The 24,026-nt window shown below is 59.4% G+C and carries 25 protein-coding genes and 2 pseudogenes; 12 read left to right on the top strand and 15 right to left on the bottom strand.

Going from position 1 to position 24,026, the window contains the following annotated elements; translation table 11 throughout:
* The first annotated feature begins 172 nt into the window (after window positions 1–172).
* On the top strand, window positions 173–1,846 hold the full coding sequence (locus AC3ITA_RS28085; RefSeq protein WP_150671946.1) for a putative bifunctional diguanylate cyclase/phosphodiesterase: 1,674 nt from the start codon (window positions 173–175) through the stop codon (window positions 1,844–1,846).
* Between the two features lie 115 nt (window positions 1,847–1,961).
* Here the strand turns inward: AC3ITA_RS28085 and AC3ITA_RS28080 are convergent, their stop codons facing one another.
* Window positions 1,962–3,359: a NorM family multidrug efflux MATE transporter gene (locus tag AC3ITA_RS28080; RefSeq protein ID WP_489280827.1), complete on the bottom strand. Its 1,398-nt coding sequence runs from the start codon at window positions 3,357–3,359 to the stop codon at window positions 1,962–1,964.
* A 157-nt stretch (window positions 3,360–3,516) separates the two neighbouring features.
* Between AC3ITA_RS28080 and AC3ITA_RS28075 the strand changes: the two genes are divergently transcribed.
* Together AC3ITA_RS28075 and AC3ITA_RS28070 are read left to right on the top strand one after the other, a co-directional pair.
* On the top strand, window positions 3,517–4,437 hold the full coding sequence (locus AC3ITA_RS28075; RefSeq protein ID WP_414929684.1) for a LysR substrate-binding domain-containing protein: 921 nt from the start codon (window positions 3,517–3,519) through the stop codon (window positions 4,435–4,437).
* Between the two features lie 136 nt (window positions 4,438–4,573).
* On the top strand, window positions 4,574–5,788 hold the full coding sequence (locus AC3ITA_RS28070; protein WP_095943378.1) for an aldose 1-epimerase family protein: 1,215 nt from the start codon (window positions 4,574–4,576) through the stop codon (window positions 5,786–5,788).
* A 6-nt stretch (window positions 5,789–5,794) separates the two neighbouring features.
* On the opposite strand, the gene AC3ITA_RS28065 is transcribed toward AC3ITA_RS28070, so the two are convergent.
* The 5 genes from AC3ITA_RS28065 to AC3ITA_RS28045 form a co-directional block, all read right to left on the bottom strand.
* Window positions 5,795–7,288 carry a YifB family Mg chelatase-like AAA ATPase gene (locus AC3ITA_RS28065; RefSeq protein ID WP_150671955.1) on the bottom strand — a complete coding sequence of 498 codons (1,494 nt, stop codon included), beginning with the start codon at window positions 7,286–7,288 and terminating at the stop codon, window positions 5,795–5,797.
* Window positions 7,289–7,462: 174 nt separating this feature from the next.
* Window positions 7,463–7,633, bottom strand: a complete 171-nt coding sequence (locus AC3ITA_RS28060; protein WP_191628365.1) for a hypothetical protein — start codon at window positions 7,631–7,633, stop codon at window positions 7,463–7,465.
* A 36-nt stretch (window positions 7,634–7,669) separates the two neighbouring features.
* A complete protein-coding gene (locus AC3ITA_RS28055) occupies window positions 7,670–8,203 on the bottom strand; it encodes an N-acetyltransferase (RefSeq protein WP_489278966.1) in 534 nt (177 codons plus the stop codon).
* Between the two features lie 365 nt (window positions 8,204–8,568).
* Window positions 8,569–9,351 (bottom strand): hypothetical protein, encoded by a 783-nt coding sequence (locus AC3ITA_RS28050; RefSeq protein ID WP_489278964.1) that lies wholly within the window; start codon window positions 9,349–9,351, stop codon window positions 8,569–8,571.
* Between the two features lie 93 nt (window positions 9,352–9,444).
* Window positions 9,445–9,891 (bottom strand): hypothetical protein, encoded by a 447-nt coding sequence (locus AC3ITA_RS28045; RefSeq protein ID WP_489278962.1) that lies wholly within the window; start codon window positions 9,889–9,891, stop codon window positions 9,445–9,447.
* Between the two features lie 237 nt (window positions 9,892–10,128).
* Here AC3ITA_RS28045 and AC3ITA_RS28040 point away from each other — a divergent pair.
* Window positions 10,129–10,315, top strand: a pseudogene (locus AC3ITA_RS28040) (type II toxin-antitoxin system RelE/ParE family toxin).
* A gap of 8 nt (window positions 10,316–10,323) precedes the next feature.
* A pseudogene (locus tag AC3ITA_RS28035) lies at window positions 10,324–10,410 on the top strand (addiction module antidote protein, HigA family); the annotation flags it as partial.
* 13 nt (window positions 10,411–10,423) lie between these two features.
* Here the strand turns inward: AC3ITA_RS28035 and AC3ITA_RS28030 are convergent.
* Both AC3ITA_RS28030 and AC3ITA_RS28025 read right to left on the bottom strand, forming a co-directional pair.
* Window positions 10,424–10,945, bottom strand: coding sequence for a BRO-N domain-containing protein (locus AC3ITA_RS28030; RefSeq protein WP_150671958.1), 522 nt, complete (start codon window positions 10,943–10,945; stop codon window positions 10,424–10,426).
* Between the two features lie 445 nt (window positions 10,946–11,390).
* Window positions 11,391–11,651: an accessory factor UbiK family protein gene (locus AC3ITA_RS28025; protein ID WP_046038993.1), complete on the bottom strand. Its 261-nt coding sequence runs from the start codon at window positions 11,649–11,651 to the stop codon at window positions 11,391–11,393.
* Window positions 11,652–12,059: 408 nt separating this feature from the next.
* On the opposite strand from AC3ITA_RS28025, the gene glnK reads away from it, so the two are divergent.
* The 4 genes from glnK to sutA all read left to right on the top strand — a co-directional run bounded on the left by glnK (window position 12,060) and on the right by sutA (window position 14,835).
* Window positions 12,060–12,398, top strand: coding sequence for a P-II family nitrogen regulator (glnK, locus tag AC3ITA_RS28020; protein ID WP_002555808.1), 339 nt, complete (start codon window positions 12,060–12,062; stop codon window positions 12,396–12,398).
* A gap of 35 nt (window positions 12,399–12,433) precedes the next feature.
* Window positions 12,434–13,771 carry an ammonium transporter gene (locus AC3ITA_RS28015; RefSeq protein WP_095943370.1) on the top strand — a complete coding sequence of 446 codons (1,338 nt, stop codon included), beginning with the start codon at window positions 12,434–12,436 and terminating at the stop codon, window positions 13,769–13,771.
* 214 nt (window positions 13,772–13,985) lie between these two features.
* Complete coding sequence (locus tag AC3ITA_RS28010) at window positions 13,986–14,411, top strand: secondary thiamine-phosphate synthase enzyme YjbQ (protein ID WP_008015517.1); 426 nt, start codon at window positions 13,986–13,988, stop codon at window positions 14,409–14,411.
* 100 nt (window positions 14,412–14,511) lie between these two features.
* Entirely contained in the window at window positions 14,512–14,835 is a 324-nt protein-coding gene (gene sutA, locus AC3ITA_RS28005; protein ID WP_095943368.1) for a transcriptional regulator SutA, read from the top strand.
* A gap of 179 nt (window positions 14,836–15,014) precedes the next feature.
* Here sutA and AC3ITA_RS28000 read toward each other — a convergent pair whose 3' ends face one another.
* The 6 genes from AC3ITA_RS28000 to lptM are packed head-to-tail and all read right to left on the bottom strand — an operon-like array spanning window position 15,015 to window position 19,631.
* The gene (locus AC3ITA_RS28000) at window positions 15,015–15,722 is read right to left on the bottom strand and encodes an HAD family hydrolase (protein WP_150671960.1); all 708 of its coding nucleotides are present in this window, start codon (window positions 15,720–15,722) and stop codon (window positions 15,015–15,017) included.
* Window positions 15,719–16,618 carry a tyrosine recombinase XerC gene (xerC, locus tag AC3ITA_RS27995; protein ID WP_489278961.1) on the bottom strand — a complete coding sequence of 300 codons (900 nt, stop codon included), beginning with the start codon at window positions 16,616–16,618 and terminating at the stop codon, window positions 15,719–15,721. Before xerC ends, AC3ITA_RS28000 begins: the two co-directional genes overlap by 4 nt.
* Window positions 16,619–16,620: 2 nt before the next feature.
* Window positions 16,621–17,346, bottom strand: a complete 726-nt coding sequence (locus tag AC3ITA_RS27990) for a DUF484 family protein (RefSeq protein WP_015097340.1) — start codon at window positions 17,344–17,346, stop codon at window positions 16,621–16,623.
* A gap of 13 nt (window positions 17,347–17,359) precedes the next feature.
* Window positions 17,360–18,190: a diaminopimelate epimerase gene (gene dapF, locus AC3ITA_RS27985; protein WP_150671962.1), complete on the bottom strand. Its 831-nt coding sequence runs from the start codon at window positions 18,188–18,190 to the stop codon at window positions 17,360–17,362.
* 4 nt (window positions 18,191–18,194) lie between these two features.
* Window positions 18,195–19,442 carry a diaminopimelate decarboxylase gene (gene lysA, locus AC3ITA_RS27980; RefSeq protein WP_150671963.1) on the bottom strand — a complete coding sequence of 416 codons (1,248 nt, stop codon included), beginning with the start codon at window positions 19,440–19,442 and terminating at the stop codon, window positions 18,195–18,197.
* A gap of 12 nt (window positions 19,443–19,454) precedes the next feature.
* On the bottom strand, window positions 19,455–19,631 hold the full coding sequence (gene lptM, locus AC3ITA_RS27975) for an LPS translocon maturation chaperone LptM (RefSeq protein ID WP_007980804.1): 177 nt from the start codon (window positions 19,629–19,631) through the stop codon (window positions 19,455–19,457).
* Between the two features lie 306 nt (window positions 19,632–19,937).
* Between lptM and cyaY the strand changes: the two genes are divergently transcribed.
* The 3 genes from cyaY (at window position 19,938) to rnk (ending at window position 21,147) form a co-directional block, all read left to right on the top strand.
* On the top strand, window positions 19,938–20,270 hold the full coding sequence (cyaY, locus tag AC3ITA_RS27970) for an iron donor protein CyaY (protein ID WP_008050853.1): 333 nt from the start codon (window positions 19,938–19,940) through the stop codon (window positions 20,268–20,270).
* 4 nt (window positions 20,271–20,274) lie between these two features.
* On the top strand, window positions 20,275–20,502 hold the full coding sequence (locus AC3ITA_RS27965) for a DUF1289 domain-containing protein (RefSeq protein ID WP_414929690.1): 228 nt from the start codon (window positions 20,275–20,277) through the stop codon (window positions 20,500–20,502).
* A 234-nt stretch (window positions 20,503–20,736) separates the two neighbouring features.
* A complete protein-coding gene (gene rnk, locus AC3ITA_RS27960; protein WP_095943361.1) occupies window positions 20,737–21,147 on the top strand; it encodes a nucleoside diphosphate kinase regulator in 411 nt (136 codons plus the stop codon).
* 6 nt (window positions 21,148–21,153) lie between these two features.
* On the opposite strand, the gene AC3ITA_RS27955 is transcribed toward rnk, so the two are convergent.
* Window positions 21,154–23,997 carry a class I adenylate cyclase gene (locus tag AC3ITA_RS27955; RefSeq protein WP_489278958.1) on the bottom strand — a complete coding sequence of 948 codons (2,844 nt, stop codon included), beginning with the start codon at window positions 23,995–23,997 and terminating at the stop codon, window positions 21,154–21,156.
* Window positions 23,998–24,026 lie beyond the last annotated feature (29 nt).

The following is a 24,026-nucleotide window of genomic DNA, read 5'->3' as shown; positions in this document are numbered from 1 at the left end:
ATCTGTAATTGCCGGTTTTGTTACTTTCACGCAGGATGCGCAACGAATTTGCGGCTAATGTTCGTAATTGCGGATACAAAGGGCTGGTTTTGCTCACTGATGTCATTGTCATTGGTCATCGGAACGGCATAATGCCCGTCGCCTACATCTTTGCAGAGTCTAGGGAGCTAGCTTGTCTACGCCTGTCGAACCCTTGCGTTTGCTGCTACTGGCCGAAGAGCCAGCGTGGGCAGCGTTGTTGCGCGAGTGTCTGGCTCCTATGGGGAGCTCGGCCGTGCTCATCAGCGCGCCGAGTTGGGAGTCGGTCAGCAGTCTGTTCGATGACAACCGCAGCGCGGTGTTATTGACCATCCCGCAACTTCAACCGGCGCCGGGCCGTTGCAGCCTGCCGACGGTGCTGCTGCTCGACCATGAGCCGCAGACCCCACCCGATGGCGTGAGTGACTGGCTGGTGCGCGACCTGCTCGATTCCGGCATGTTGCGCCGTTGCCTGCGCCATGTGCGCGAACGCGGCGTCCTGGAAAACACCCTGCAACGCCTGGCCGAGCAAGATCCGCTGACCGGCATCGCCAACCGTCAGGGCTTCCAGACCCTGCTGACGGCGCGCTTGGCGGAAAACGATGGTCGCGGCCTGGCCCTCGGTCATCTCGACCTCGACAACTTCCGTTATGCCAACGATGCCCTTGGCCATCAGGCCGGTGACCGCCTGATACTGCAAGTGGTGGCGCGGCTCAAGAATCAGCTTGAGGCCGGCGATCAACTGGCGCGCCTGGGCAGTGATGAATTCGCGCTGCTGATCGACACCCGTCGAGCTCCCCAGCGTGCCGAGTGGATGGCCGAGCGTATCAGCGAAGCACTGGCCGAGCCTTATTGGGTCGATGGCGAAAGCCTGCTGATCGGTTCCAGCCTGGGCATCGCCCACGCCCGGGCCCAGACCGGTGCGGACCCGCTGATGTGGCATGCGCACATCGCCATGCAGCAGGCCAAAAGCACCCAGGGCTGTACCTTTCACATTTTCAACGAGCGTATCAACCGCAATGCCCGCAGCATTGCCGACCTCGAAACCGAGCTGCGTCGGGCACTGCGCCGCGATGAGCTGGAGCTGCACTACCAGCCACGGCTGAACCTCGAAGACGGGCAAATTGTCGGCCTCGAAGCCCTCGTGCGCTGGCGCCATGCCGAGCGCGGCTTGTTGCCGCCGAGCGAGTTCGTGCCGCTGGCCGAGCAGAGCGGCCTGATCGTGCCGCTGGGCTACTGGGTGATTTCCCGGGCCTTGCGCGACATGCAGGCGTTGCTTGAACTCGGATTGCCGCCGTTGCACATGGCGGTCAACCTGTCGTTCCGGCAGTTCCAGGACAGCCAGTTGCTGTCGACACTCAGTCGACTGATTGCCGAGCGCGGTGTCGAGGCGCAGTGGCTGGAGTTCGAACTGACCGAAACCGCCGTGATGCGTCGCAGCGATCTGGTCAAGCAGACCATGGACGCCCTCGGACGGCTGGGCGTGCGGTTCTCACTCGACGACTTCGGCACCGGGTTCTCGTCGTTCGTGCACCTCAACAGCCTGCCGATCACCTTGCTGAAGATCGACAAGAGCTTTGTCGGGGGCATGGAACAGCGCGAGGAAAACCGCAAGCTGGTCCACGCGATGATCAATCTGGCGCACAACCTCAACCTCGAGGTGGTCGCAGAAGGTGTGGAAACGCCGGAGCAACTGGATCTGCTGCGCGGGTTTGAGTGCGATCAGGTGCAGGGATATTTGATCAGCAAGCCATTGCCGCTGGATGAGTTGGTGGAGTATCTGACGGTTGGCTCCAGTCAGCAGCCGATGCTGGAAATCATGAGTTAAAAACTCCGCGCGCCCCCCTGTAGGAGTGAGCCTGCTCGCGATGAGGCCAGGTCAGTCAACATTCATGTCGGCTGATAGTTCGCTATCGCGAGCAGGCTCACTCCTACAAGGGATATCAGTCTGTCTGAGCGATCTCGAAGCGCTGCTCTGATGTCGTATCGCGCTTGATCATCCGCTTCATCTTCCACTCAAACCCCAGCGTCAGGCTCACCGCCGCACACGCCAGCCCCAGCGCCAGCCCCCACCAGACACCCGTTGGCCCCCAGTCCAGGTGGAACGCCATCCACCACGCCGCCGGTGCGCCAATCAGCCAATAGCAACCCAGGCCGACGAGGAAAGTGGTCTTGGCATCCTTGAGCCCGCGAATGCAGCCCATGGCGATGGTTTGCACGCCGTCGAACAGCTCGAACCATGCCGCCACCGCCAACAGGCTCACGGCCAGGTTGATGACATCGCGAAACGCAGGGTCGTTGTGGTCGAGAAACAAACCGACCAACTGGTTTGGCAATAGCCAGAAGACCATGGCGAAACACAGCATCGCCACGGCCCCGAACGCGATACCGACCCGTCCGGCCAGGCGCGCATCCAGCAATTGCCCGGCACCGTAGTGCTGGCCGATGCGCATGGTGATTGCGTAGGAAATACCCGCCGGGACCATGAACGCTACTGAAACGATTTGCAGGGCGATCTGGTGTGCGCCCAGTTGCGTGCTGCCCATGGTGCCCATACACAGCGCGGCGAAGGCAAACAGCCCGACTTCCACCGCGTAGGTGCCGCCAATCGGCAGGCCCAGGCGCCACAGTTCCTTCAGGTACTGGCGGTTCAGCCGCGACAGGCCCTGGCGCAGCGGATAGGCCTCATAAGCCGGATGCCGACGAATGTGCCACGCCAGCGCAAGTGCCATCAGGTTGGCGACTATGGCCGTGACCAGACCAATGCCGACCAGCCCCAGTTTCGGCAGACCGAACATACCGGTGATCAGCGCGTAATTGAGCACAAAGTTAGCCACTGTCCCGCCGAGGCTGATGACCATCACCGGCGTCGCACGGCCAATGGCGCTGGTGAACCCGCGCAGGGCCATGAAGCTCAGGTAGCCGGGCAGGGCGAACGGCAGGAAGATCAAAAACTGCCCGGCCATCTGGACGTTGCTTTCGGTCTGGCCGAACAGCAGCAGCATCGGTTTGAGGTTCCATAGCAGCAAGCCGGCGGCCAGTGCCATCAACCACGCCAACCACAACCCGGCCTGGGTCAGGCGAGTGGCACCGACAATATCGCCGGCACCCTGACGGATCGCCACCAGTGTGCCGACCGCCGCGATCACGCCGATGCAGAAAATCGACACGAACGAATAGGTCGCCGCGCCGAGCCCGCCACCGGCCAGCGCCTCGGGGCTCAGGCGCGCCATCATCAGGGTGTCGGTGAGGACCATCAGCATGTGCGCCAACTGCGAGGCAATCAGCGGCCCCGCCAGCCGCAAAATGGCCCAGAGTTCAGTACGTGCCGGATGCTGCATGGTCATCACGCTCGATTATCAAAGGGAACAGGAAACACCGATTCTCGGCGCTCTGCGCGGTTTGCACAAAGGGATAAAAAGGATGGGTGGCATGATTAAAACTCATGCTGGAGAGTTTCTGCTAGGGTAGACGAACCCCGCAGTAGGAGCTTTCCCAATGTCTCGTCGTCTTCCTCCCTTGTATGCCCTGCGCGCATTCGAAGCGGCGGCGCGGCACAGTTCGTTTACCCGCGCTGCCGAAGAGCTGTCGATTACCCAAAGCGCGGTCAGCCGACATATTCGTACGCTCGAAGAGCATTTTGCTTGCCGCTTGTTTCACCGCAGTGGCCGCAACCTGCAACTGACCGAGTCGGCCCGTCTGCTGCTGCCGGGCATTCGCGAAGGCTTCACCGCCCTGGAGCGCGCCTGCAATACCTTGCGCGCCGAAGACGACATCCTGCGCATGAAAGCCCCGTCGACCCTGACCATGCGCTGGTTGCTGGCGCGCCTCAGTCGCTTCCGTCATCTGCAGCCGGGCAATGAAGTGCAATTGACCAGTGCGTGGATGGACGTCGATTCGGTGGATTTCAATGACGAGCCGTTCGACTGTGCGGTGCTGCTGAGCAATGGACATTTCCCCCCGGACTGGGAGGCGAGTTACCTGTTCCCCGAGGAATTGATCCCGGTGGGCGCCCCCAACCTGCTGAACGATCAGCCTTGGGATGTCACGCGTTTGGCCAATACCGAATTGCTGCACCCGACACCGGACCGTCGCGACTGGCGCAACTGGCTGGAGCGCATGGGGTTGGCCGATCAGGTGTCGCTCAAGGGCGGACAGGTGTTCGATACCCTGGAGCTGGGCATGATCGCTGCCGCTCGAGGTTACGGTGTGTCCATGGGCGATCTGCTGATGGTGGCGGAGGATGTCGCGCAGGGACGTCTGAGTTTGCCGTGGCCGACCGCCGTCGCCAGTGGTGAGAATTATTACCTGGTCTGGCCGAAAACCCGGCCCGGCGGCGAGCGCATGCGCCGGCTCAGCGACTTTCTGCAAAACGAAGTCCGGGCCATGGAATTGCCGGATGTCGTGCATCTGAGCTGAACGATGAAGCCGGCGCAATGACGGCTTCAGGCAATTGTCTTTCTTGGCATTTGCCATCGATGTTTCGATTTTTATGCTTGCTGAAACGTTTCTTCAGGTCTATAAAAATCGCACAACTCCAAGAAAGGCTGTTGCCATGACTCCACTCAAACTCTTCGTTGCCCTCAGCGCACTGTCCGCTGCCTCCCACGCCGTGGCCTGGGATTACGCCCTGCTCGACACCGACAAAGCCGCCCAGAACTGGCAAATCACCAGCCAGCAACTCGGCGTAAAAACCGACAAACCCTTCAGCGTGACCCTGCGCACCTTGCACGGAGGTCGGCAAGAAGGTGTCAGCATCGTCGACATCGATAACGGCACGATGAAACTTTCGGTAGTTCCTACTCGCGGCATGAACGTCCTGCAGGCCTCGGTCGGTAACGTGCGCATGGGTTGGGATTCGCCAGTCAAGGAAGTGGTCAATCCGTCCTTCATCGAGCTCAACGGCCGTGGTGGCCTGGGCTGGCTGGAAGGCTTCAATGAGCTGGTCACCCGCTGTGGCTACGAATGGGTCGGCCACCCCGGCATCGACAACGGCGAACTGCTGACCCTGCACGGTCGTGCTGCCAATATCCCGGCCAATAAAGTCACCCTGCACATTGATGAAAAACCGCCGTACGCCATCAGCCTGCGCGGCGAGCTGAAAGAGCAGGCTTTCAAGAAAGTCGACTTCTCGGTCGCGACCGAACTGGTCACCGAGCCCGGTAGCGTAGCGTTCGCCCTCAACGACACCCTGACCAACAACGGCGACTATCCGAAGGAATACCAGGCGCTGTATCACAGTAACTTCAGCACCCCGTTCCTGGAGCAGGGCGCCCGCTTCGCCGCGCCGGTGAAACAGGTGTCGCCGTTCAACGATAAAGCCAAAAGCGATTTACCGGACTGGCAAACCTATCGAGGACCCACCAAGGACTACGACGAAACGGTTTACAACGTAGTGCCGTACGCCGATGCCAAGGGCGATACATTGACCGTCCTGTATAACAAGGCCGGCAGCCTGGGCGTCTCGGTCGGCTTCAACACTCAAACACTGCCGGTGTTCTCCTTGTGGAAAAACACCGATACCCAAGGGCAGGGCTATGTCACGGGGCTGGAGCCAGGCACGAGTTTTTCCTACAACCGCCGGTATCAGCGGCCACTGAACCTGGTGCCAATGATCGGGCCGAAGGAGCAGAAGCAGTTCCGCATCAGCTACGCCTTGCTGGCGGATAAGACCGCTGTGGATAAGGCGTTGAAGCAGGTGAGCGAGATCCAGGGTGGGCGGGAGACTGAGGTGCGGCAGACGCCGTTGGTTGATCTCAGCAAGGGGTGACGCTGACTAAAGTGTTGTTGGCCGATATTGCAGCGCTTCGGCCAAGTGCTCGCGTCTGATCTCATCGACTTGTTCAAGGTCCGCAAGAGTGCGCGCTACTTTGAGCAGTCGATGGGCCGCTCGCAGTGACAAGGTCAGTCGTTCACACGCCGTCTCCAGCCAGGTTTCGTCTGTTGTGGATAACTTGCAGTAACTGCGCAGGCCCGGCAAGTCGAGAAAGGCATTGGCACAGCCTTGGCGCTTTTGTTGCCGTTCTCGTGCGTCGGCAACCAACTCGGCGGCGGTGGCAGTGTCGTCGCCGGGTTTTAACGCAGGATTCAATGTCGTGGCTTCGCGAGCAACCGTCAGGTGCAGATCAATACGATCCAGCAGTGGCCCCGACAGTTTGTTGCGATAGCGCTGAACCATGTCCGGCGTACAGGAACAACGGCCACTCGGTTCGCCAAGATATCCACAGGGGCAGGGATTCATCGCGGCGACCAATTGAAAGCGCGCCGGGAAGCGTACGCGGTCCTTGGCGCGGGAAATTACGATGTGGCCGGATTCCAGTGGCTCTCTCAATACCTCCAATACCTTGCGATCAAATTCCGGGAGTTCATCGAGGAACAACACGCCATGGTGAGCGAGGGTGATTTCGCCCGGTTGTGGTTTCGAGCCACCGCCCACCAGTGCCGGTCCTGAGGCGGAATGGTGTGGTTGTCGGAAGGGGCGCTGCGGCCAATGGCTCAGTGGCACACAACTGGCGACGGATTGAATCGCTGCGACTTCCAGTGCTTCGCTCTCGGCCAGGGGTGGCAGCAGCCCTGGTAATCGGCTCGCCAGCAGTGTCTTGCCCGTACCCGGTGGCCCGCTGAACAGCAGGTTATGCGCACCCGCTGCCGCAATCAGCAGCGCGCGTTTGGCCGCCATTTGCCCCTGAACTTCGTTCAAGTCGGGATAGGGTTTGCTGGCGTAGAGCAAACCGTTGGAAACGTAAGGCTCGATGGGGGTGTGCCCATTGAAGTGCGCCACCGCCTGCAGCAGATGGTCCACTGCAATGACCTTCAACCCCGACGCCAGGCAAGCCTCTTCGGCATTCGCCTGCGGCACCATCAACCAGCGCCCGGCCTTGCGCGCCGCCAATGCCGCCGGTAGCACCCCGCGGACCGGCCGCACTGCGCCGGAAAGCGCCAGCTCCCCCAAACACTCCACGTCATCCAGTGTCAGCGTCGGCACCTGCACGCTGGCCGAGAGAATCCCCAGCGCAATCGCCAGATCGAATCGCCCGCCATCCTTGGGCAAATCCGCCGGCGCCAGATTCAGCGTGATCCGTCGCGCTGGAAATTGCAGCCCCGAATTGATGATCGCGCTGCGCACCCGGTCCTTGCTTTCCTTCACTGCGGCTTCAGGTAGACCGACCATCGTCAATGACGGCAGGCCGTTGGCCAGATGAACTTCTACGGTAACGGCAGGCGCTTCCACGCCCACCTGGGCGCGGCTGTGGACGATGGAGAGGGACATGGTCGTTCCTTGAAATTACGGGGAGCCGCTTCCTGCGGTTTCTCAAGGGTAGTCAGGAGATGAGCATTTCGCGTGGTGTCAGGGAAGGTGAATTTTCGCAGGATGTTGCGAGCCATCACCGGACGGGCGGGCAGAAAAAAACCGCCATCTCAGGCGGTTCTTTGGTAGACAGTTTCAGGCTCTTTTACCGGCAAGTAAGCCCGGAGGTTCAAGGTCTTTGCCGTGAACCGCAGCGACATCAAGAAATCGTTGTTGATTGGCTGAAATCTTGCCGCCTAGCCGAAGTGCTTCAGCATGATATTGAATGATGAGTAAAAGCTTGGCTTTTCGCTTTCTTTGAATCATGGACACCTCCTGTGCCTTGGAGTGAGATCGATACTATTAATCGTCCAGGTAAATGACAAGTCGATTGTTCTGGTCGAAGCTGAATCCGAGGTTCTGGTAGTAGGGGACGACATTTAGGCCAGGATCCTGAATCTCTATTTCTTTGCACCCCAGCATTCGTGCATAGGTATCTGTAGCCAGCAGTGCCATCGGAGCGATCAAGCCACGAAGAGGATGAGACCTGTCTGGGTGACCCTGCAAAAGAATGATCTTTATGCAAATAGCACTTTTACGCGGAGTGGCATAACACAGACCACATAGTTTCTGTTCGTACCAGATGGCCAAATCCAGTCCCTTGGCATCTTTGCACTTCCAGTTCGGCACGCTTTCCCATGGGAAGTGTGCTGCTTCCAACCATGGGAGGCAGGCAGTAATCGCAGCTGGAGTTATTGGGTCGAACCTAACCGCCTCGGTGTTGAGTTTCCTGGCCCGAGATTTACAGTCCTTGACGAACATTTTATATGCGAGCTTTCGTGCATCTGATTTGTAAGTCTGGTTTCGAAGTTCGGTGCCTTTTCCTTTTCTTCTCATTGCTGGCGTCTATCGAGTAACAAGGCGAAAAGCGTAAAGAAAAGGGTGAGGGCTGATAAATCAGGCCGGAGCGCCGCTTTTTTGTAGGATCGTGCCGAGAAAGATGAAGGCCGTCGGTGAAAGAGCGTGGATGGTCTTGCCGGATGAAAGTTCCTTGAACTGACGTTGGACCGCTTCCTGCGGTTGTGTGAAGGGTGGTCGGGCAGCGAAGTATTGGCGGTGCAGAGTGGGTAAGGAATGTTCGCAGGATGTTGCGAGAGTGCGACGGGCAACGTATTTGCCTCTGTGGCGAGGAAGCAAGCTCCCTCACCACAGCTATTGCAATGCACGAGTGGATTCAAAAATTGTCGATTAGTTTGAACGATTTATTCGGGTGATGTCGTATTGTCAAATAAACTGCTTCTGCCCGTCAGCACCTTACTTACGAAACTTTCGATATCCAGCTTGTTTTTGCCTTCTGCAGTATGCGTGAAATAGTTGAAATCCAAATCAATCCACCCCTGCAGTTTTGTTTCGTAGTTGTCGGGATACTGGGCTTGCTCCACTAAGGGAAGTCCCTTGTAATGATCAAGGAAGCTTTGGAAGGCTTTCACTAGCTTTCCAGTGGTGTTGTATTCATATTCTGCTTCGGCAACGACTTTTTGTTGCCATGCAAATTCTTGTTTGGCCGATTCTTTCAGTGCGGCTCGTCTTTCGTTGACGGTAAAGGTGCCGCTCTCATCGTAAATAATCAGAGCCAGCTGATCCAAGGGCATCCCGGAAAACGGATTGTTGCCTGCCCCTCTTGTATATTGGGTTGCATTTTTGGCTAGTGCTAATAACTCGGGGCTGTCTGTGTCAGGGACTTCGGTGTCGTGCTTTGATTTATTCGTGGTGTAGTGAGGGCTTGTCAGTTCGTTGAATGTGTTTCTGGCCATCGAGGCCAGTTCTGTTCTGGTCAGCCGTATATCGCGAGCCTGGGCGCGTATAGAGGCCTCGCTTAATTGGCTCGCTAACGGGGACACCGTATTGCTGCCGATTGCGCCAGGGGAATCTCGGAGGGTGCTGTGGCTGATGCCTCTGTCGTCATTGAAAACAGGTGTCACTTTTCTTGTCCCAGTCAGGGCTTGACCGGTATTACTTACAGGGCTGCTTATTGAATTGATCATAATTTTAGCTCCTGATGTTTTATGAGTAGGAAATGATATTTTGCTTTACTGTTGGTAAGGTCTACCGAGCGTCCTTGTGCCTCGAGGCATGCTTTACCTCATGGTGATTTCCACTGACCAGGCATAGGTAGTCGGATTTGTTCTAGTTGTTCTGATGGTACAGGTAGCACCGCCGCTAGGAGTGGCCGTGCTATTCCATTTTGGGACTTTGGTTGCGCCCGGGCCGGGAGTAGTCACAAATGTTGATAAATAAACACATTTTTTACTGCCGATCTGGTAGCGCAAGTTGGCATGCGTGTAATCAGGGCTTGCATTGTTTTGTACTAAGTATGTATTTGAGTCGTTTGAGGTGACGGAGGCTTGAGGAGTAGGGGAAGCGTTTGTTTTAGTAATGAATTCGTTATTGGTTGTGGGTATATACGTAGCAGTCTGGCTTCCAATGTTTTTAAATGTGACCGTTACAGGTGGTCCCGCGATAACTGGGCCTGTATAAAGTGCTATCAATGTGAAAGCGACAATCAGAGCCTTATAGGTTTCCATGGGTATTGCTCCTTGTAGAGTTATGAACATTCCTTTGGGTGTATCGCACTCGTCATAATCCATTATTCAAGCTGGACTGAATTTTTTCCGAGTGAGTGCAGCGCTCGCGCTTTGAGATGTGAGCTTAGAAAGGGTGGCTTTGAGGCGCAATCAGACCGCGGACGAGAACGTTGTAGGGCATTGCCGGGATTACTGCGGGTGGAAAGATCGCAGGCTCGGCAATTCCTACAGGTAAATCTGAAGGTCGTTCCGACTTTATCGCGAGCAGGCTCCCACGTAGATCTTCGATCTCCACCGGGTAATCGCCTGGAAGCGTTGGAGGGCGGTCGAAAAGGGCAGCATCTGCATCAACGCTCAATGGCGCATTTGCTTCATTTGGGGTCCTAACGGACCCGAGAATGTCGAAATTGTCGATTTTCACTGAGGTGAGTAATGACTAAGAATGGATTGCGCCCGGTGCATCCTGGCGAGACCCTCAAAGAGGAATACCTGGAGCCTTTGAACCCCACGCCGAAAGCGTGGGGGTTTTTATTCAGAATGCGTGAAGCATCTTGGTGGCTCTTTTCCACCAAGGCGCATTGATAGCAGGCCTGGGAGTAACCTGATCAGGCAATAGCTGCGGCACATCCTGCAGCCGAATCCACGGCTGGTTGTTCCAGTGCAGCAGGCTCAATGACATTTCCGGCCAGTTGAGCAGGCTCAGTTGTGGGCGCTCGATTGTGGTGGGGTGTTGGGCGTCTCGCAGGGCGGGAACGACTTCGTGTGTGAGCCATTCGCGTAAGGCTCGGTATTCGGGGCAGTAGTGATAGACCAGCAAGGCGTAGACGCCGGATTCGCTGATCAGCAGGGCGTTTTCGATGCGGCCGTGGATCAGGATTTTGGTGGTTTGATATTGGTCAGGATCGAGTTTCTGGACTAGGCGTTCGTTGAGATAGATGCGTAGTAGTCGGCCAAGGTCGCGAGCGCAGAGCCACGGTTGGTTTTGAAGGAGTAAGGCGTGGAGGTGAAGCTTGTGGCGGGTGAAGATGTGAGGGATTAGAAAGTTTTCTTCCATGGAGCAGTACCCAAGTTCGCTTGATAGATAACTGCCATTTATCGTCGCCAAACAATAAGGGTGGCAGCTGCGTGCGGGTTGGCGAACCGGCCAAGCGAATACCGGCAGACCTTAAGGTCTCCCACACACAGCCGCCATAATTCGAATCGAGATAATTGCCCGAAAACGGATGGTTGCGGTGCATTGCTTGGTTCCAGGTCGCCAAACCCAGTGCTGAATATTCAGCATTGGGATGAGCTTAGAGACCGGATACCTGGCGACGCAATCGGACGGCGGTGTGATGTTTGTAGGACGTTGCCGGGATTGTTGCGGGGCTGAAGATCAAAAGATCGTCCGAACGCGGCCCGAACCTTCGGCAGGTCCTACAGGTGAAGCGCAAGGTCGTTCCGACCTTCAATCGCGAGCAGGCTCGCTCCCACAGGGGGGCTGCATTTCACATCAGAATTTATTCGGTCGGCGGATTCAGCTTCGCTTCCAGCTCCGCCACTTTCGCTTCAAGGCTCTCCAGCCGCGCCCGCGTGCGCGCCAGCACAACCATCTGGCTATCGAATTCTTCCCGGCTCACCAGATCCAGTTTGCTGAAGCCACTCTGCAGCAACATCTTGAACTGGCTTTCGATTTCAGCTTTCGGCAGAGGCGTGTCGCCGCTGAAGAGGCGGGAGGCGGTGCCGGTGAGGGCGTCGAGGAAGTCTTTTGGCGCGAGCATGGGCAATGTCCTGGAAACAATGACGGGCAGTGTATCACGCAGTGTCTATAGTCATTTGCGCGGGCAAGGGATGCACGCTTTTCGCGCATGGGGACGGGCGGTGTCGCACCGTTGTTGTGCGTATCGCGTCGGCTGTTGTTGCGAAGTGGCAGTCATCTGCGGGTAAAGGCTTGAAAACAGTAGTTTTTGTGGAGATGGCAAGCTTTCTGCTTAGACCCTGATGACCCATGCACTGATGCAGTCACTGTGACGAACGCAGTGCGCCAAGCGAAGCGGGGGAGTGTTTCGTGAGGAGCGTCGGACGGGCAGGTCAGGGCCGACGATGCGTTACAAAGCCAGGCACTGCGCTTAGACTTGAGTCGGGTTTGTTTTCCTGGGGCAAGTCCACCAATTCGGGAGAGAGTTTTCATGAAGCTAGTCACTGCCATCATCAAGCCGTTCAAGCTGGACGACGTACGCGAGTCGCTGTCCGAGATCGGCGTGCAGGGCATTACCGTCACTGAAGTCAAAGGCTTTGGTCGGCAGAAGGGTCACACCGAGCTGTATCGCGGCGCGGAATACGTGGTCGATTTCCTGCCCAAGGTGAAGATCGACGTCGCCATCGACGACAAGGATCTGGACCGGGTAATCGAGGCCATCACCAAGGCTGCCAACACCGGCAAGATCGGTGACGGCAAGATCTTCGTGGTCAATCTGGAACAGGCGATTCGCATCCGTACCGGCGAAACCGATACCGACGCAATCTAAGCCGCCACAAACCCAACGCCCCAGGAGAAAACAATATGACTCTGCGTAAATTCGCAGGGCTAGGAGCCCTGTTGTCCATCGTAATGCCCAGCCTTGCTCTGGCGGCAGACGAAGTGGCGGCCCCGGTCCTCAACTCCGGCGACACCGCCTGGATGATGACCTCGACAGCCTTGGTGCTGTTCATGACCATTCCCGGCCTCGCGCTGTTCTACGGCGGCATGGTTCGGTCGAAAAACATTCTTTCCGTGATGATGCAGTGCTTCGCCATTACCGGTCTGATCAGCGTCCTGTGGGTCATCTATGGCTACAGCATCGCGTTCGATACCACGGGCATGGAGCAGGGCGTCGTCAACTTCAACTCCTTCTTCGGCGGCATGGGCAAGGCGTTCCTCGCCGGCATCACGCCAGCCAGCCTGACCGGCCCTGCGGCGCTGTTTCCCGAGGCGGTATTCGTCACCTTCCAGATGACCTTCGCGATCATCACCCCGGCGCTGATTGTCGGTGCGTTCGCCGAGCGGATGAAGTTCTCCGCGATGCTGGTGTTCATGGGTATCTGGTTCACCCTGGTGTATGCGCCGATCGCGCACATGGTCTGGTCCGGCAACGGTGGCCTGATGTGGGACTGGGGCGTGCTCGATTTCGCCGGCGGCACCGTGGTGCACATCAACGCCGGTGTGGCTGGTCTGGTTGCCTGCCTGGTGCTGGGCAAGCGCAAGGGCTTCCCGACCACGCCGATGGCGCCGCACAACCTCGGTTACACCCTGATGGGCGCGGCCATGCTGTGGGTCGGCTGGTTCGGTTTCAACGCCGGTTCCGCCGCTGCGGCCAACGGCACCGCCGGCATGGCGATGCTGGTGACTCAAATCGCTACCGCTGCTGCCGCACTGGGCTGGATGTTTGCCGAGTGGCTCACCCACGGCAAACCTAGCGCACTGGGCATCGCTTCGGGCGTGGTTGCCGGACTGGTGGCAATCACCCCGGCTGCCGGCACCGTTGGCCCGATGGGCGCGTTGGTTATCGGTCTGGCGGCTGGCGTGGTGTGCTTCTTCTGCGCCACCACCCTCAAGCGCAAGCTCGGCTATGACGATTCCCTGGACGCCTTTGGTGTGCACGGTATCGGCGGTATCCTCGGCGCAATCCTGACCGGTGTGTTCGCTGCTCCGTCCCTGGGTGGCTTCGGCACCGTGACCGACATCGCCGCACAAGTGTGGATTCAGTGCAAAGGCGTGGGCTTCACGGTGATCTACACCGCGATCGCTACCTACATCATCCTCAAGGTGCTGGATATGGTCATGGGCCTGCGCATCAACGAAGAAGAAGAAGCGGTCGGCATCGATCTGGCGCTTCACAACGAACGCGGCTACAACTTGTAAGCACGCGGATAAAAAACTTGCCCGGCTTGCCGGGCATTTTTTTGTCTGGAATTTGTCATTGAAGGCTGAGCTGAAAGGTTTTTTCCTACAGGTTTTACGATGTTTGCGTCGGGTGTTTTTGTGCAGCCAAAGGCTTACAGGATTGAAGGAATATTAGGGCCTTTGTTTTTTCCCAGAGCGCGCTAGAATGCGCCCCGAACGTGCGGAGAACTGTATGTGGCAACAGACTCTGATTACCTTGCGGGCGAGGCCCCGGGGCTTTCATCTGGTAACGGACGAGTTACTCGCCGGCTTGCCTGAACTCAAGGCGTGTCGGGTCGGTCTGCTGCATTTGTGGCTACAGCATACCTCGGCGTCGTTGACCATCAACGAGAACGCCGATCCGGCGGTACGTCGCGACTTCGAACGATTTTTCAATCGTCTGATCCCACAAGGAACAGACGGCTATGAGCATAACGACGAAGGCCTGGACGACCTCCCGGCGCACTTCAAGGCCAGCGTGCTTGGCTGTCAGCTCAGTTTGCCGATTTCGGCAGGCCGGTTGGCGTTGGGGACCTGGCAAGGCGTTTATCTGGGCGAGCACCGTGATCATGGCGGTGCCCGTAAAGTCCTCGCCACCGTGCACGGTGAAGAGGCATAGCCGCTGGTCAGCAGCGGCTGTTGATTTTTTCCGGCAGCCTTCGACAGAGGGCAAAGCTGGGCTATAACTAATCTGCTTTTCGCAAGTCATGAGGTAGAACATGAGCGACGATGATCTGGAAAACGACGACCTCGAAGTAGGCGACGACGACGAAACCGAGGAAGGTCTGGAAGCAGCGGCGGAAGACGTCGCTGAAGACGACGGCGGTGATGCGCCGGCTCCGACCGCCAAAGGCAAGGCCAAGGCAGCGGTATCGGTCGATGAGCTGCCGAGTGTCGAAGCCAAGAACAAGGAACGCGATGCTCTCGCGCGGGCCATGGAGGAGTTTTTGGCCAAGGGCGGCAAGGTGCAGGAAGTGGAGGCCAATGTGGTCGCCGATCCGCCCAAGAAGCCGGACAACAAGTACGGCAGCCGGCCTATCTGAGCCTGCTATCCGCTTGCTGAAAAAGCCCGCCGTCGCTGCGGGCTTTTTCATGCCTGAAACAAAACTTCGGGTTGAGCACAGTCCTCTGTGGGAGCGAGCTTGCTCGCGATGACAATTAATCAGGCGCCGATAGGCTGACTGTCAGTCCGCTATCGCGAGCAAGCTCACAGGTTTTTTTGTCAGGCCGACACCGAATTCCACCGCGCCAGCAACGCCGGCAAATCGGTCAGGCTGCGAATCTCCGCATCGGGCAAGCGGTCGGCTTCCCAGGCCTTGCCCGCCGGGTTGAACCAGATCGCCCGCATTCCCGCCTGCTGCGCACCTGCTATGTCATCCCCCGGATGATCGCCAATGTGCACCGCCGATTCAGCGGTCGCGCCACCGCGCTGCAAGGCCTCCTGGAACAGTCGTGCATCGGGTTTGGCGATGCCGATGTCTTCGGCGCACAACGCAAACTTGAAGTAATCCGCCAGGCCCAGCCGACGCACATCGGCGTTGCCATTGGTGACCACGCCGAGGGCGTAATGGTTGGCGAGGATTTCCAGGGTCGGTTCGACCTCCGGAAACACGTCGATCTGATGGCGAGCGTGCAGAAACACTTCAAAGCTCTTGTCCGCCAGATCCGAGGCTTCGTCATCCCCATAACCGGACTCTTCCAGTGCATGGAACAGTACCCGTCGACGCAGGGCGCTGATGCGGTGCTTGAGGCCAGGCTCGTTGCTCAATACACGCTCGCGAATGGCCCACAGATGTTCAACCGGCACTGCCCCCAGATTGGGCGCGTGCTCGGTCAGCCATTCGCGCAAAACGGCTTCGGCGCTGACGATGACGGGGGCGGTGTCCCACAGGGTGTCGTCGAGGTCGAAGGTGATCAACTGAATGCTCATGAATCGTCGCCCTTAATGCGTTTGGCCCGTGGGTGGGCGCTGTCGTAGACCGTGGCCAGGTGCTGGAAGTCCAGGTGGGTGTAGATCTGCGTGGTCTTGATGTCCGAGTGGCCGAGCAGTTCCTGCACCGCGCGCAGATCCTGGGAGGATTCCAGCAAATGGCTGGCGAAGGAGTGTCGCAACATGTGCGGATGCAGGTTCTGCCCCAGTTCGCGCTCGCCGGCAGCCTTGACCCGTACCTGGATCGCCCGGGGGCCGAGACGGCGACCTTGCTGGCTGACAAATACCGCATCGTCCGCCGGGTTGGCCATGGCTCTCAATGGCAGCCACTGCTCCAGCGCTTCGCGGGCCTTTTTGCCTACCGGTAGCAGGCGGGTCTTGCTGCCTTTGCCGAGCACCTGGACCATGCCGTCAGCCAAGTCGATCTGATCGAGATTGAGCCCCGTCAGCTCCGACAGCCGCAGCCCGGAGGAATAGAACAGCTCGAGAATCGCCTGGTCCCGACGTGCCAGAAAGTCATCCTCGACCCCGCCTTCAAGCAGTTGCAGGGCGCGGTCGGTATCGAGGGTTTTCGGCAGGCGGCGTTCGCCTTTGGGCGGCGCGAGGCCATTGGCCGGATCGTGGTTGCACAGGCCTTCGCGGTTCAAATAGTGATAGAGCCCGCGAACGGCCGACAGCAATCGCGCCAGGCTGCGGGACGATTGCCCCTGGGCATGCAGGCGGGCAACCAGGCTACGCAGGCGCTGGATGTCCAGCGCCGTCCAGCTGCCGATATTCTGTTTGACGCACCAGCCCAGCACTTTATCGAGGTCGCGGCGGTAGGCCGACAGCGTGTGCGGCGACACCTGCCGCTCACTGCGCAGGTGTTCGCAGTAAGCGTCCAGTTGCCGTTCCATGTTCAGCGTACCGAGCGCAGGGAGTTGTTGACCCGTGGCAGCACGCGACCCATGACTTCAGCGATGTAGCTCAGGAACAAGGTGCCCACCGAGCTTTTGTAGTGCTGCGGATCACGGCTGGCGATGGCCAGGATGCCGTGAATGCCCTGGTGGCTGATGGCGACGACAGCGGTGGAACCGATCTGCTTGCGCTGTTCTTCGCCGAACAGGAAGTCCAGTTCATGTTCGCGCAGGCTGCCGCTGACGCTTTTGTCTTCCGAGAGCAAACCGCCGATGGCCACTTGAGCTTCGGCGTGGGTGACCCAGCGGCCCACCGGCATGGCGTTGTCACCGAGCAGGATGAGGCTGACGAAGGGCACCTGGAATTCCTGGCGCAGGCTGTCTTCGACGCACATCACCACATCTTCCAGGCTTGCAGCATCCATCAATGCCAGGATCAGGCGACGAGTCTTTTCGAACAGCCGGTCGTTGTCCCGGGCCACGTCCATCAAATGCGACAGGCGATGACGCAGTTCAATGTTGCGGTCGCGCAGGATGGTCATCTGACGCTCCACCAGCGACACGGTATCGCCGCGCCGATGGGGAATGCGCAGGGACGGGAGCAGTTCTTCGTGCTCGACGAAGAAGTCCGGATGAGCCTCCAGGTACGCGGCTACAGCCGCCGCCTCAAGGCTTTCGGACGGTGATTCGTCAGCTTGTCGTGCGGGTACCTGAGGCTTGTCGGTCATGGATTTCGCTCACTCAAAGACGCACTTGTCCTTCATACACGCGCACTGCCGGGCCGGTCATCATCACCGGTTGGCCAGGGCCTGCCCACTCGATGGACAAACGCCCGCCAGGCAGGTCGATCAATAGCGGCGAATCCATCCACCCCTGGCTGATCGCGGCCACTGCGGCGGCACAGGCGCCGGTTCCGCAAGCCTGGGTTTCCCCGGCCCCGCGTTCCCAGACGCGCAACTGCGCGCGGCTCCGGTCGATGACCTGGAGAAAACCGACATTGACCCGTGCCGGGAAGCGCGGGTGATGTTCGATTTTCGGCCCCAGTTCATGCACCGGCGCGTTATTGATGTCGCTGACCCGCAGTACGGCATGGGGGTTGCCCATGGACACGGCAGCCAGATCGACCGGGGTGCCGTCGACGTCGACCTGATAACTCTTGGCCTGCTCCGGTGCCTGGAACGGAATATCCGCCGGCACCAGGCGCGGGGCGCCCATATTGACGCCGATCTGGCCGTCGTTACGCACGTCGAGCTCGATGACGCCGCTTTTGGTCTCGACGCGGATCTGCCGTTTTGCGGTCAGGCGCTTGTCGAGCACGAAGCGGGCGAAACAACGCGCACCGTTGCCGCACTGTTCCACTTCGGAACCGTCGGAGTTGAAGATCCGATAGCGGAAGTCCACGTCCGGGTTGCTCGGCGCTTCGACGATCAGCAGCTGGTCGAAACCGATGCCGGTGTGCCGGTCGCCCCATTGCTTGGCGTGCTTGGGCAGAATATGCGCGTGTTGGCTGACCAGGTCGAGGACCATGAAGTCATTGCCCAGGCCGTGCATCTTGGTAAAACGCAGCAGCATGGTTTTACTCCGGCAGCAGGCTTTCGCCAGCAAACAACTCGGCTACCGTTTCACGGCGACGCACTTCAAATGCCTGATCACCGTCCACCAACACTTCAGCGGCACGGCCGCGGGTGTTGTAGTTGGAACTCATGACAAACCCGTAGGCACCGGCCGAATGCACGGCCAGCAGGTCGCCCTCTTCCAGCGCCAGCTGACGGTCCTTGGCCAGGAAGTCGCCGGTCTCGCAGATCGGGCCGACGATGTCGTAGGCACGGGCAGCAGAGGTGCGCGGGCGTACGGCGGTAACGTCCATCCACGCCTGATACAGCGCCGGGCGGATCAAGTCGTTCATGGCTGCATCGACGATGGCGAAGTCTTTGTGCTCGGTGTGCTTGAGGTATTCGACCTGGGTCAGCAATACACCGGCGTTGGCGACGATGAAGCGGCCCGGCTCGAACACCAGCGCCAGGTCACGACCGTCGAGACGCTCGCGAACGGCCTTGATGTAGTCGGCAGCCAGTGGCGGCTCCTCGTCCTTGTAGCGCACGCCCAGGCCGCCACCGAGATCGATGTGGCGCAGGTAGATGCCGCAATCGCCGAGGCGATCGACCAGGCCCAGCAGACGGTCGAGAGCGTCGATGAACGGCGGCAGGGTGGTCAGTTGCGAGCCGATGTGGCAATCGACGCCGACCACTTCCAGGTTTGGCAGCTGCGCGGCACGCACGTACACGTCTTCGGCGTCGGCGATGGCGATACCGAACTTGTTCTCTTTGAGACCGGTGGAAATGTACGGGTGGGTGCCGGCATCGACGTCCGGGTTCACGCGCAGCGAAATCGGCGCGCGAACGCCGAGTTCGGCGGCGACCACTTGCAGGCGTTCCAGCTCGTCGGTGGATTCGACGTTGAAGCAGTGCACGCCGACTTCCAGGGCGCGACGCATGTCGTCACGGGTCTTGCCGACACCGGAGAACACGATCTTGTCGGCGCTGCCGCCAGCCGCCAGCACACGTTCCAGCTCGCCACGGGAGACGATGTCGAAACCGGCGCCCAGACGCGCCAGGACATTCAGCACGCCCAGGTTGGAGTTGGCCTTTACCGCAAAGCACACCAGGTGCGACATGCCGGCCAGCGCATCGGCGTAAGCCAGGTATTGGGCTTCGATGTGCGCGCGCGAGTAAACGTAGGTCGGTGTACCAAAGCGCTCGGCGATGGCAGACAGGGCAACACCTTCCGCGAACAGTTCACCGTCACGGTAGTTAAAAGCGTCCATGAGGTTCCCTTATTATTGGTAGACGTCGTGCTTGTGTGCTTTGGAAGCAGGCTGCTGCTGCGACGACTTGGCTTGCTCGACAGGGTCCTGGTCTTCATCGGGCAGGTACAGCGGGCCTTTTTGACCGCAGGCCGACACAAGGCAGGCAACCGCGAGGAGCGCAGCAAGGGAAGAGATCAGGCGCTTCATGGCGAAATCCTTGAAAATGCATTAATTGCGCCGGAGTATACCGGCCACCCGGCAGCTTGCCTATGCAACGGACCGCCCGTCCGGCGGGGCTTGGCTCGTGGCCGGCCGGTATCACGCAATCCCTGTGGGGCGAGCCTGCTCGCGAAGGCGTCGTGTCAGGCGACATCAATGTTGAATGTCAGTCCGCATTCGCGAGCAGGCTCGCTCCCACAAGGGGGGCCTCGGTTGTTATCCTTTGCAATCGACGGGGCTCAGTCGTATCTTGCGGCGCTTGAGCCTGATCAGACACTTTTTGAGGTTGCCGTAATGAGTTTGTCCGAAGCGCGTTTCCATGACCTTGTCGATGCCACCCAGCAAACCCTGGAGGACATCTTTGACGAGAGCGACCTGGATATCGACCTCGAAAGCTCGGCCGGTGTGCTGACCGTCAAGTTCGAGAACGGCAGCCAGTTGATCTTCAGTCGCCAGGAGCCGCTGCGTCAGCTGTGGCTGGCGGCGGTGTCCGGTGGTTTCCACTTCGACTACGACGAAGAAAGCGAGCGCTGGATGTGCGACAAGAGCGAAGAGCAGTTGGGTGAGATGCTTGAGCGTATCGTCCAGCAGCAAGCCGGCGTCGAACTCGATTTCGAAGGCCTGTGAGATCGTGACCCAGCCTGCGCCTGTCCGTGCTCCCAAGCCGCTCTACAGCAACGTCAGCCCGGCGGTACCGTCGCCCTGCAGCGGTGTGTGCCGGCTGGACGAGCGGAAAGTCTGCCTGGGCTGTTTCCGTCACGTCGAAGACATTCGCGAATGGCGTTCGGCCGATGACGAACGTCGACGGGTGATTTGTGCGCAGGCCGCCCGGCGAAAAACCGCTACCAATCCCCTGTAGGAGCGAGCCTGCTCGCGATGGGCGTTAGCGATGACGAGAGCTGTCTGGTTGAACGCGGCGCTTTAACGTTCTTCGCGAGCAGGCTCGCTCCCACAAAAAATGGCTTGGCTTGTATATTTTTTGAGCTGTGATAGTGTCCGGAAACGCCTCAACCCATCGAGGCTTGTGAAAACCCCGCCTTTTTCTGGCGGGGTTTTGCTTTTTTCGTGCAGAAGAAAGGAGTCTGCCCAGACCATGACCGCACCTTCCATCACCCTTACCCGTCTGGACGTCCAGCGTCTGGAGCGTCTGATCGACAGCCTGGACGAGACGCTGCCGGGCGTTATTGCGTTGCAAACCGAACTGGATCGCGCCGATACCCTGGTCGGCCACGATGAAGTGCCGGCGGATGTCGTGACGATGAATTCCCGTGTGCATTGCCGCGAAGAAGGCAGTGGCAAGGACTACCACCTGACCCTGGTGTATCCCAAGGATGCGAACGCCGACGAAGGCAAAGTCTCGATCCTTGCGCCGGTGGGCAGCGCGCTGCTCGGCCTGAAGGTTGGCCAGCACATCGATTGGCCGGCTCCGGGCGGCAAGACCCTGAAGCTGACGCTGCTGGAAGTCGAATCGCAGCCGGCCAATGGCGGCGCGTTCCCGGAGTGACACCCCTCAGACCTGATCGAGCGCCTCGTTCAATGCCAGCTCCAGGTCAGCTTTGTAGCGCAGGTACAGATGGGTGGAACTCTGCCCTTCACCGAGCAGGCCTGACAGGTCGAGGTCGGTGATGTAGCAGCGGTAGCGTTCGGTTTCCCGGCGCTGCCCGACGATTTCCCTGGCGACCACGCGGAACAACTGGTCGCCATGCTCCAGCTCGGAAAACTCCCGTTGATTGCAATACAACGTCACCTGCACCTGACCCGGTGCGGCTTTGCCGACGATCGCCTGCACGTCGTAGAACGGCTTGTTCACCGGCGTCTGCGGCACCGGCCGGGCTTCGATGCGGCGCGCCCGGCCAGGGCCTGACGGCAGCAACTGGCAATACAGGGTGTCGAGGTTCAGGGGGTGGGCCGCGTCCATTGGCATCAGGGCATCGCGACGGTACTGGATCGATTGCAGGAAACGCTGCAGCGGCACCAGCAGGCTTTGCTCGTCGTGCCAGGGCAGGCGTTGCTGCCACAGGGCATTGAACTCATCGAGCACGTACAGATCGGCCTGATCTTCGTTGACCCGGTAGAACACTTGGATGCAGTCCGGCTGGCCCGTTGGCAGGAACAGCGCGAGATCGTGGTCTTCCAAAGCCTTTGGGTCCAGGTGAAGCGGGCTGTAGCTCGCCATTTCCTTGCCCAGGTAATCGATCAGTGCCGGCAGAGTGGCTAGCGCGATGTGCTGGACCTGGCCCGGCACCAACTCCAGAACGTGGTAGTGCTGCTGGACCTGGATCAGGTAGCGATGGTTGAGCCGGCTCAGCAGCAGGTTCTGCGCGGTATCGAGGATTTCTTCCACCCGTTGGGCAATGAACTGCGCGCGGTTATGGCAGAAGCAGCGCACCCTCAGCTTCGGCTGTTGCGGCCCGGCGGGCAGATTGTTGAGGTAGTCGCGGATGCAGTCGAGCAGGGCATGGGGGCCGTCGTAGCGGCCGACCAGCACTTCGTTCCAGCTGTTGAGCGTGACCTGGTCCAGGGTCAGCACCAGATTTTCCCGGACACCTGCGTAGCTCAGGGAGTCGGTGCGCTCGGTGGTCATGAGGATGTTCAGGTCGCGATGGTGCTTGAGCGGATCGATGCCGACATTCACCAGGATCAGCACTTCACTCGGCACGCTGGCGCGCAACAGAGGTTCCTCGGCGACGGTGGGCAAGGGCAGGGCGATAGTCTGTTGCAGGCTGCCGAGCAGGTTGAACAGTTCGAATTCGCTCAAGTCGCTGGTGCCGGGGTGCAGGGCCAGGCGGGTGCTGCTGTCGATCACGCCATTGCGGTGGCACCAGGTCAGCAGCTCGAGCAAGTGACGGCTGCGTTTGATCGGCGCGAAATGCTCCCATTCCAGTGCCGTCAGGCTGCCGTTGTACAAGCCCCACTGGCTTTGCCCCGGTTCTTTCTTGTTCGGTGCGTGCACCAGTGTCAGGGTGTCTTCAGCCAGGTCCGGGGCGATGCCGGGGTTGATGAATTCGACTTTGCCGGCCTTGCGCTCGAAAGCGGCGTACAGGCGACGGCCGAGGACACTCAGGTCGCGCTTGTTGATGCGGCTGACCGTTTGTTCGTGACGGGCAAACTGGGTGAGGAAGCGGTAGCTGTAGTTCAGCTCGTTGACCAGTGCCCGTCGCTCGGAGCTGACCTGACGGACTTTCCACTGGCTGCGACTGTCGAGCAGAGTCAGTTGGCGCTGGTCCCAGTGCCATTCATGGGCCAGGCGTTCGAGCAAAGAGCGCTGCCAGCTCTGGGTGCGGCTGTTGCCGGTGAGTTTGCGATTGACCTTCAGGTACAGCGCGCGACGTACCAGTTCCAGGCGTTCCGGTTCATTGCGGGCGATCAGGTATTCCTCGATACGCCGGTACACCACGACATACGGATCCAGTTCGTCGAGGTCGAGCTGGTTGGCGAACACCGCTTGCTTGAAGCGCAGGCTCAGGCAATGGACCCTGGGGTGTTCACTGGCGTAAACCTCGGTCAGCAGCAGCTTGAGTACCGACTTGTAGGGCGACTCGATGCCCTTGAACAATTGCCAGAGCCCGGCACCGACAAATTCGCCGGGCGGGATGTAGGCCAGGTTGCCGAGGTCGAGGGTTTCATCGGCACGGATGAAACGCTTGGAAATCAGGGTATGGGTGTAGCGGTCGTAGCTCGACTCTTCGTAGACCGGCACCAGCCACCAGATCGGCGTGCGCCCGGCCAGCCAGATCGCGGTGCGGTAAAACTCGTCCAGCAACAGGTAGTGCTGGGTGGTGCCGCAATCTTCCGAACTCAGCTGGGTATCGCGCTCGCCGCGGACGAAACGGCTCGGGTCGATCAGGAAGAAATGCGCTTCGGCGCCCTGGCTGGTGGCCCAGGCTTCCAGCAACTGGCATTTCTTGCGCAGCTCGGCAAGTTCGTTCTCGGTCAGGTCCGGCCCATGGCAGACCCACACATCCATGTCGCTCTGGTCGGCCTGCGCCAGGGTGCCGAGGCTGCCCATCAGGAACAGTCCGTGAATCGGCCTTGGCGGGTTGCTGCCGTGGCGCGGCTTGTAGGAGAACGAGCGGGTCAGGCGCTGGGCTTCGGCGAGGACATTGGCATCCGGTTCGAAATTCGACAGCCCGGCCGGCGTACTGCCGGAAACGTAGCCGGGCAACAGCGGATGGTTAACGTGGAAAAACAGCGGCAGCAAGGTCAGGACCCCTTGCTGGCGGGTCGACAACCCTTCCATGGCGCGAGCCATGCGTCCTTCGTTGAGTTTCAGAAAGCGTGCGCGCAGCTGGCTGAGAACCTTGCGATCGATTCCCTCGTCCAGATCAGGGCGGATTTCGTGGGTGCGCGTCATGTCAGCTCAAACCGGCTCGCAGGGCTCGG

It is taken from the genome of Pseudomonas sp. GL_090 (assembly GCF_057837765.1).
Note: the sequence above shows the minus strand (reverse complement) of the source record. Positions and strands in the feature narration are given on the sequence as shown.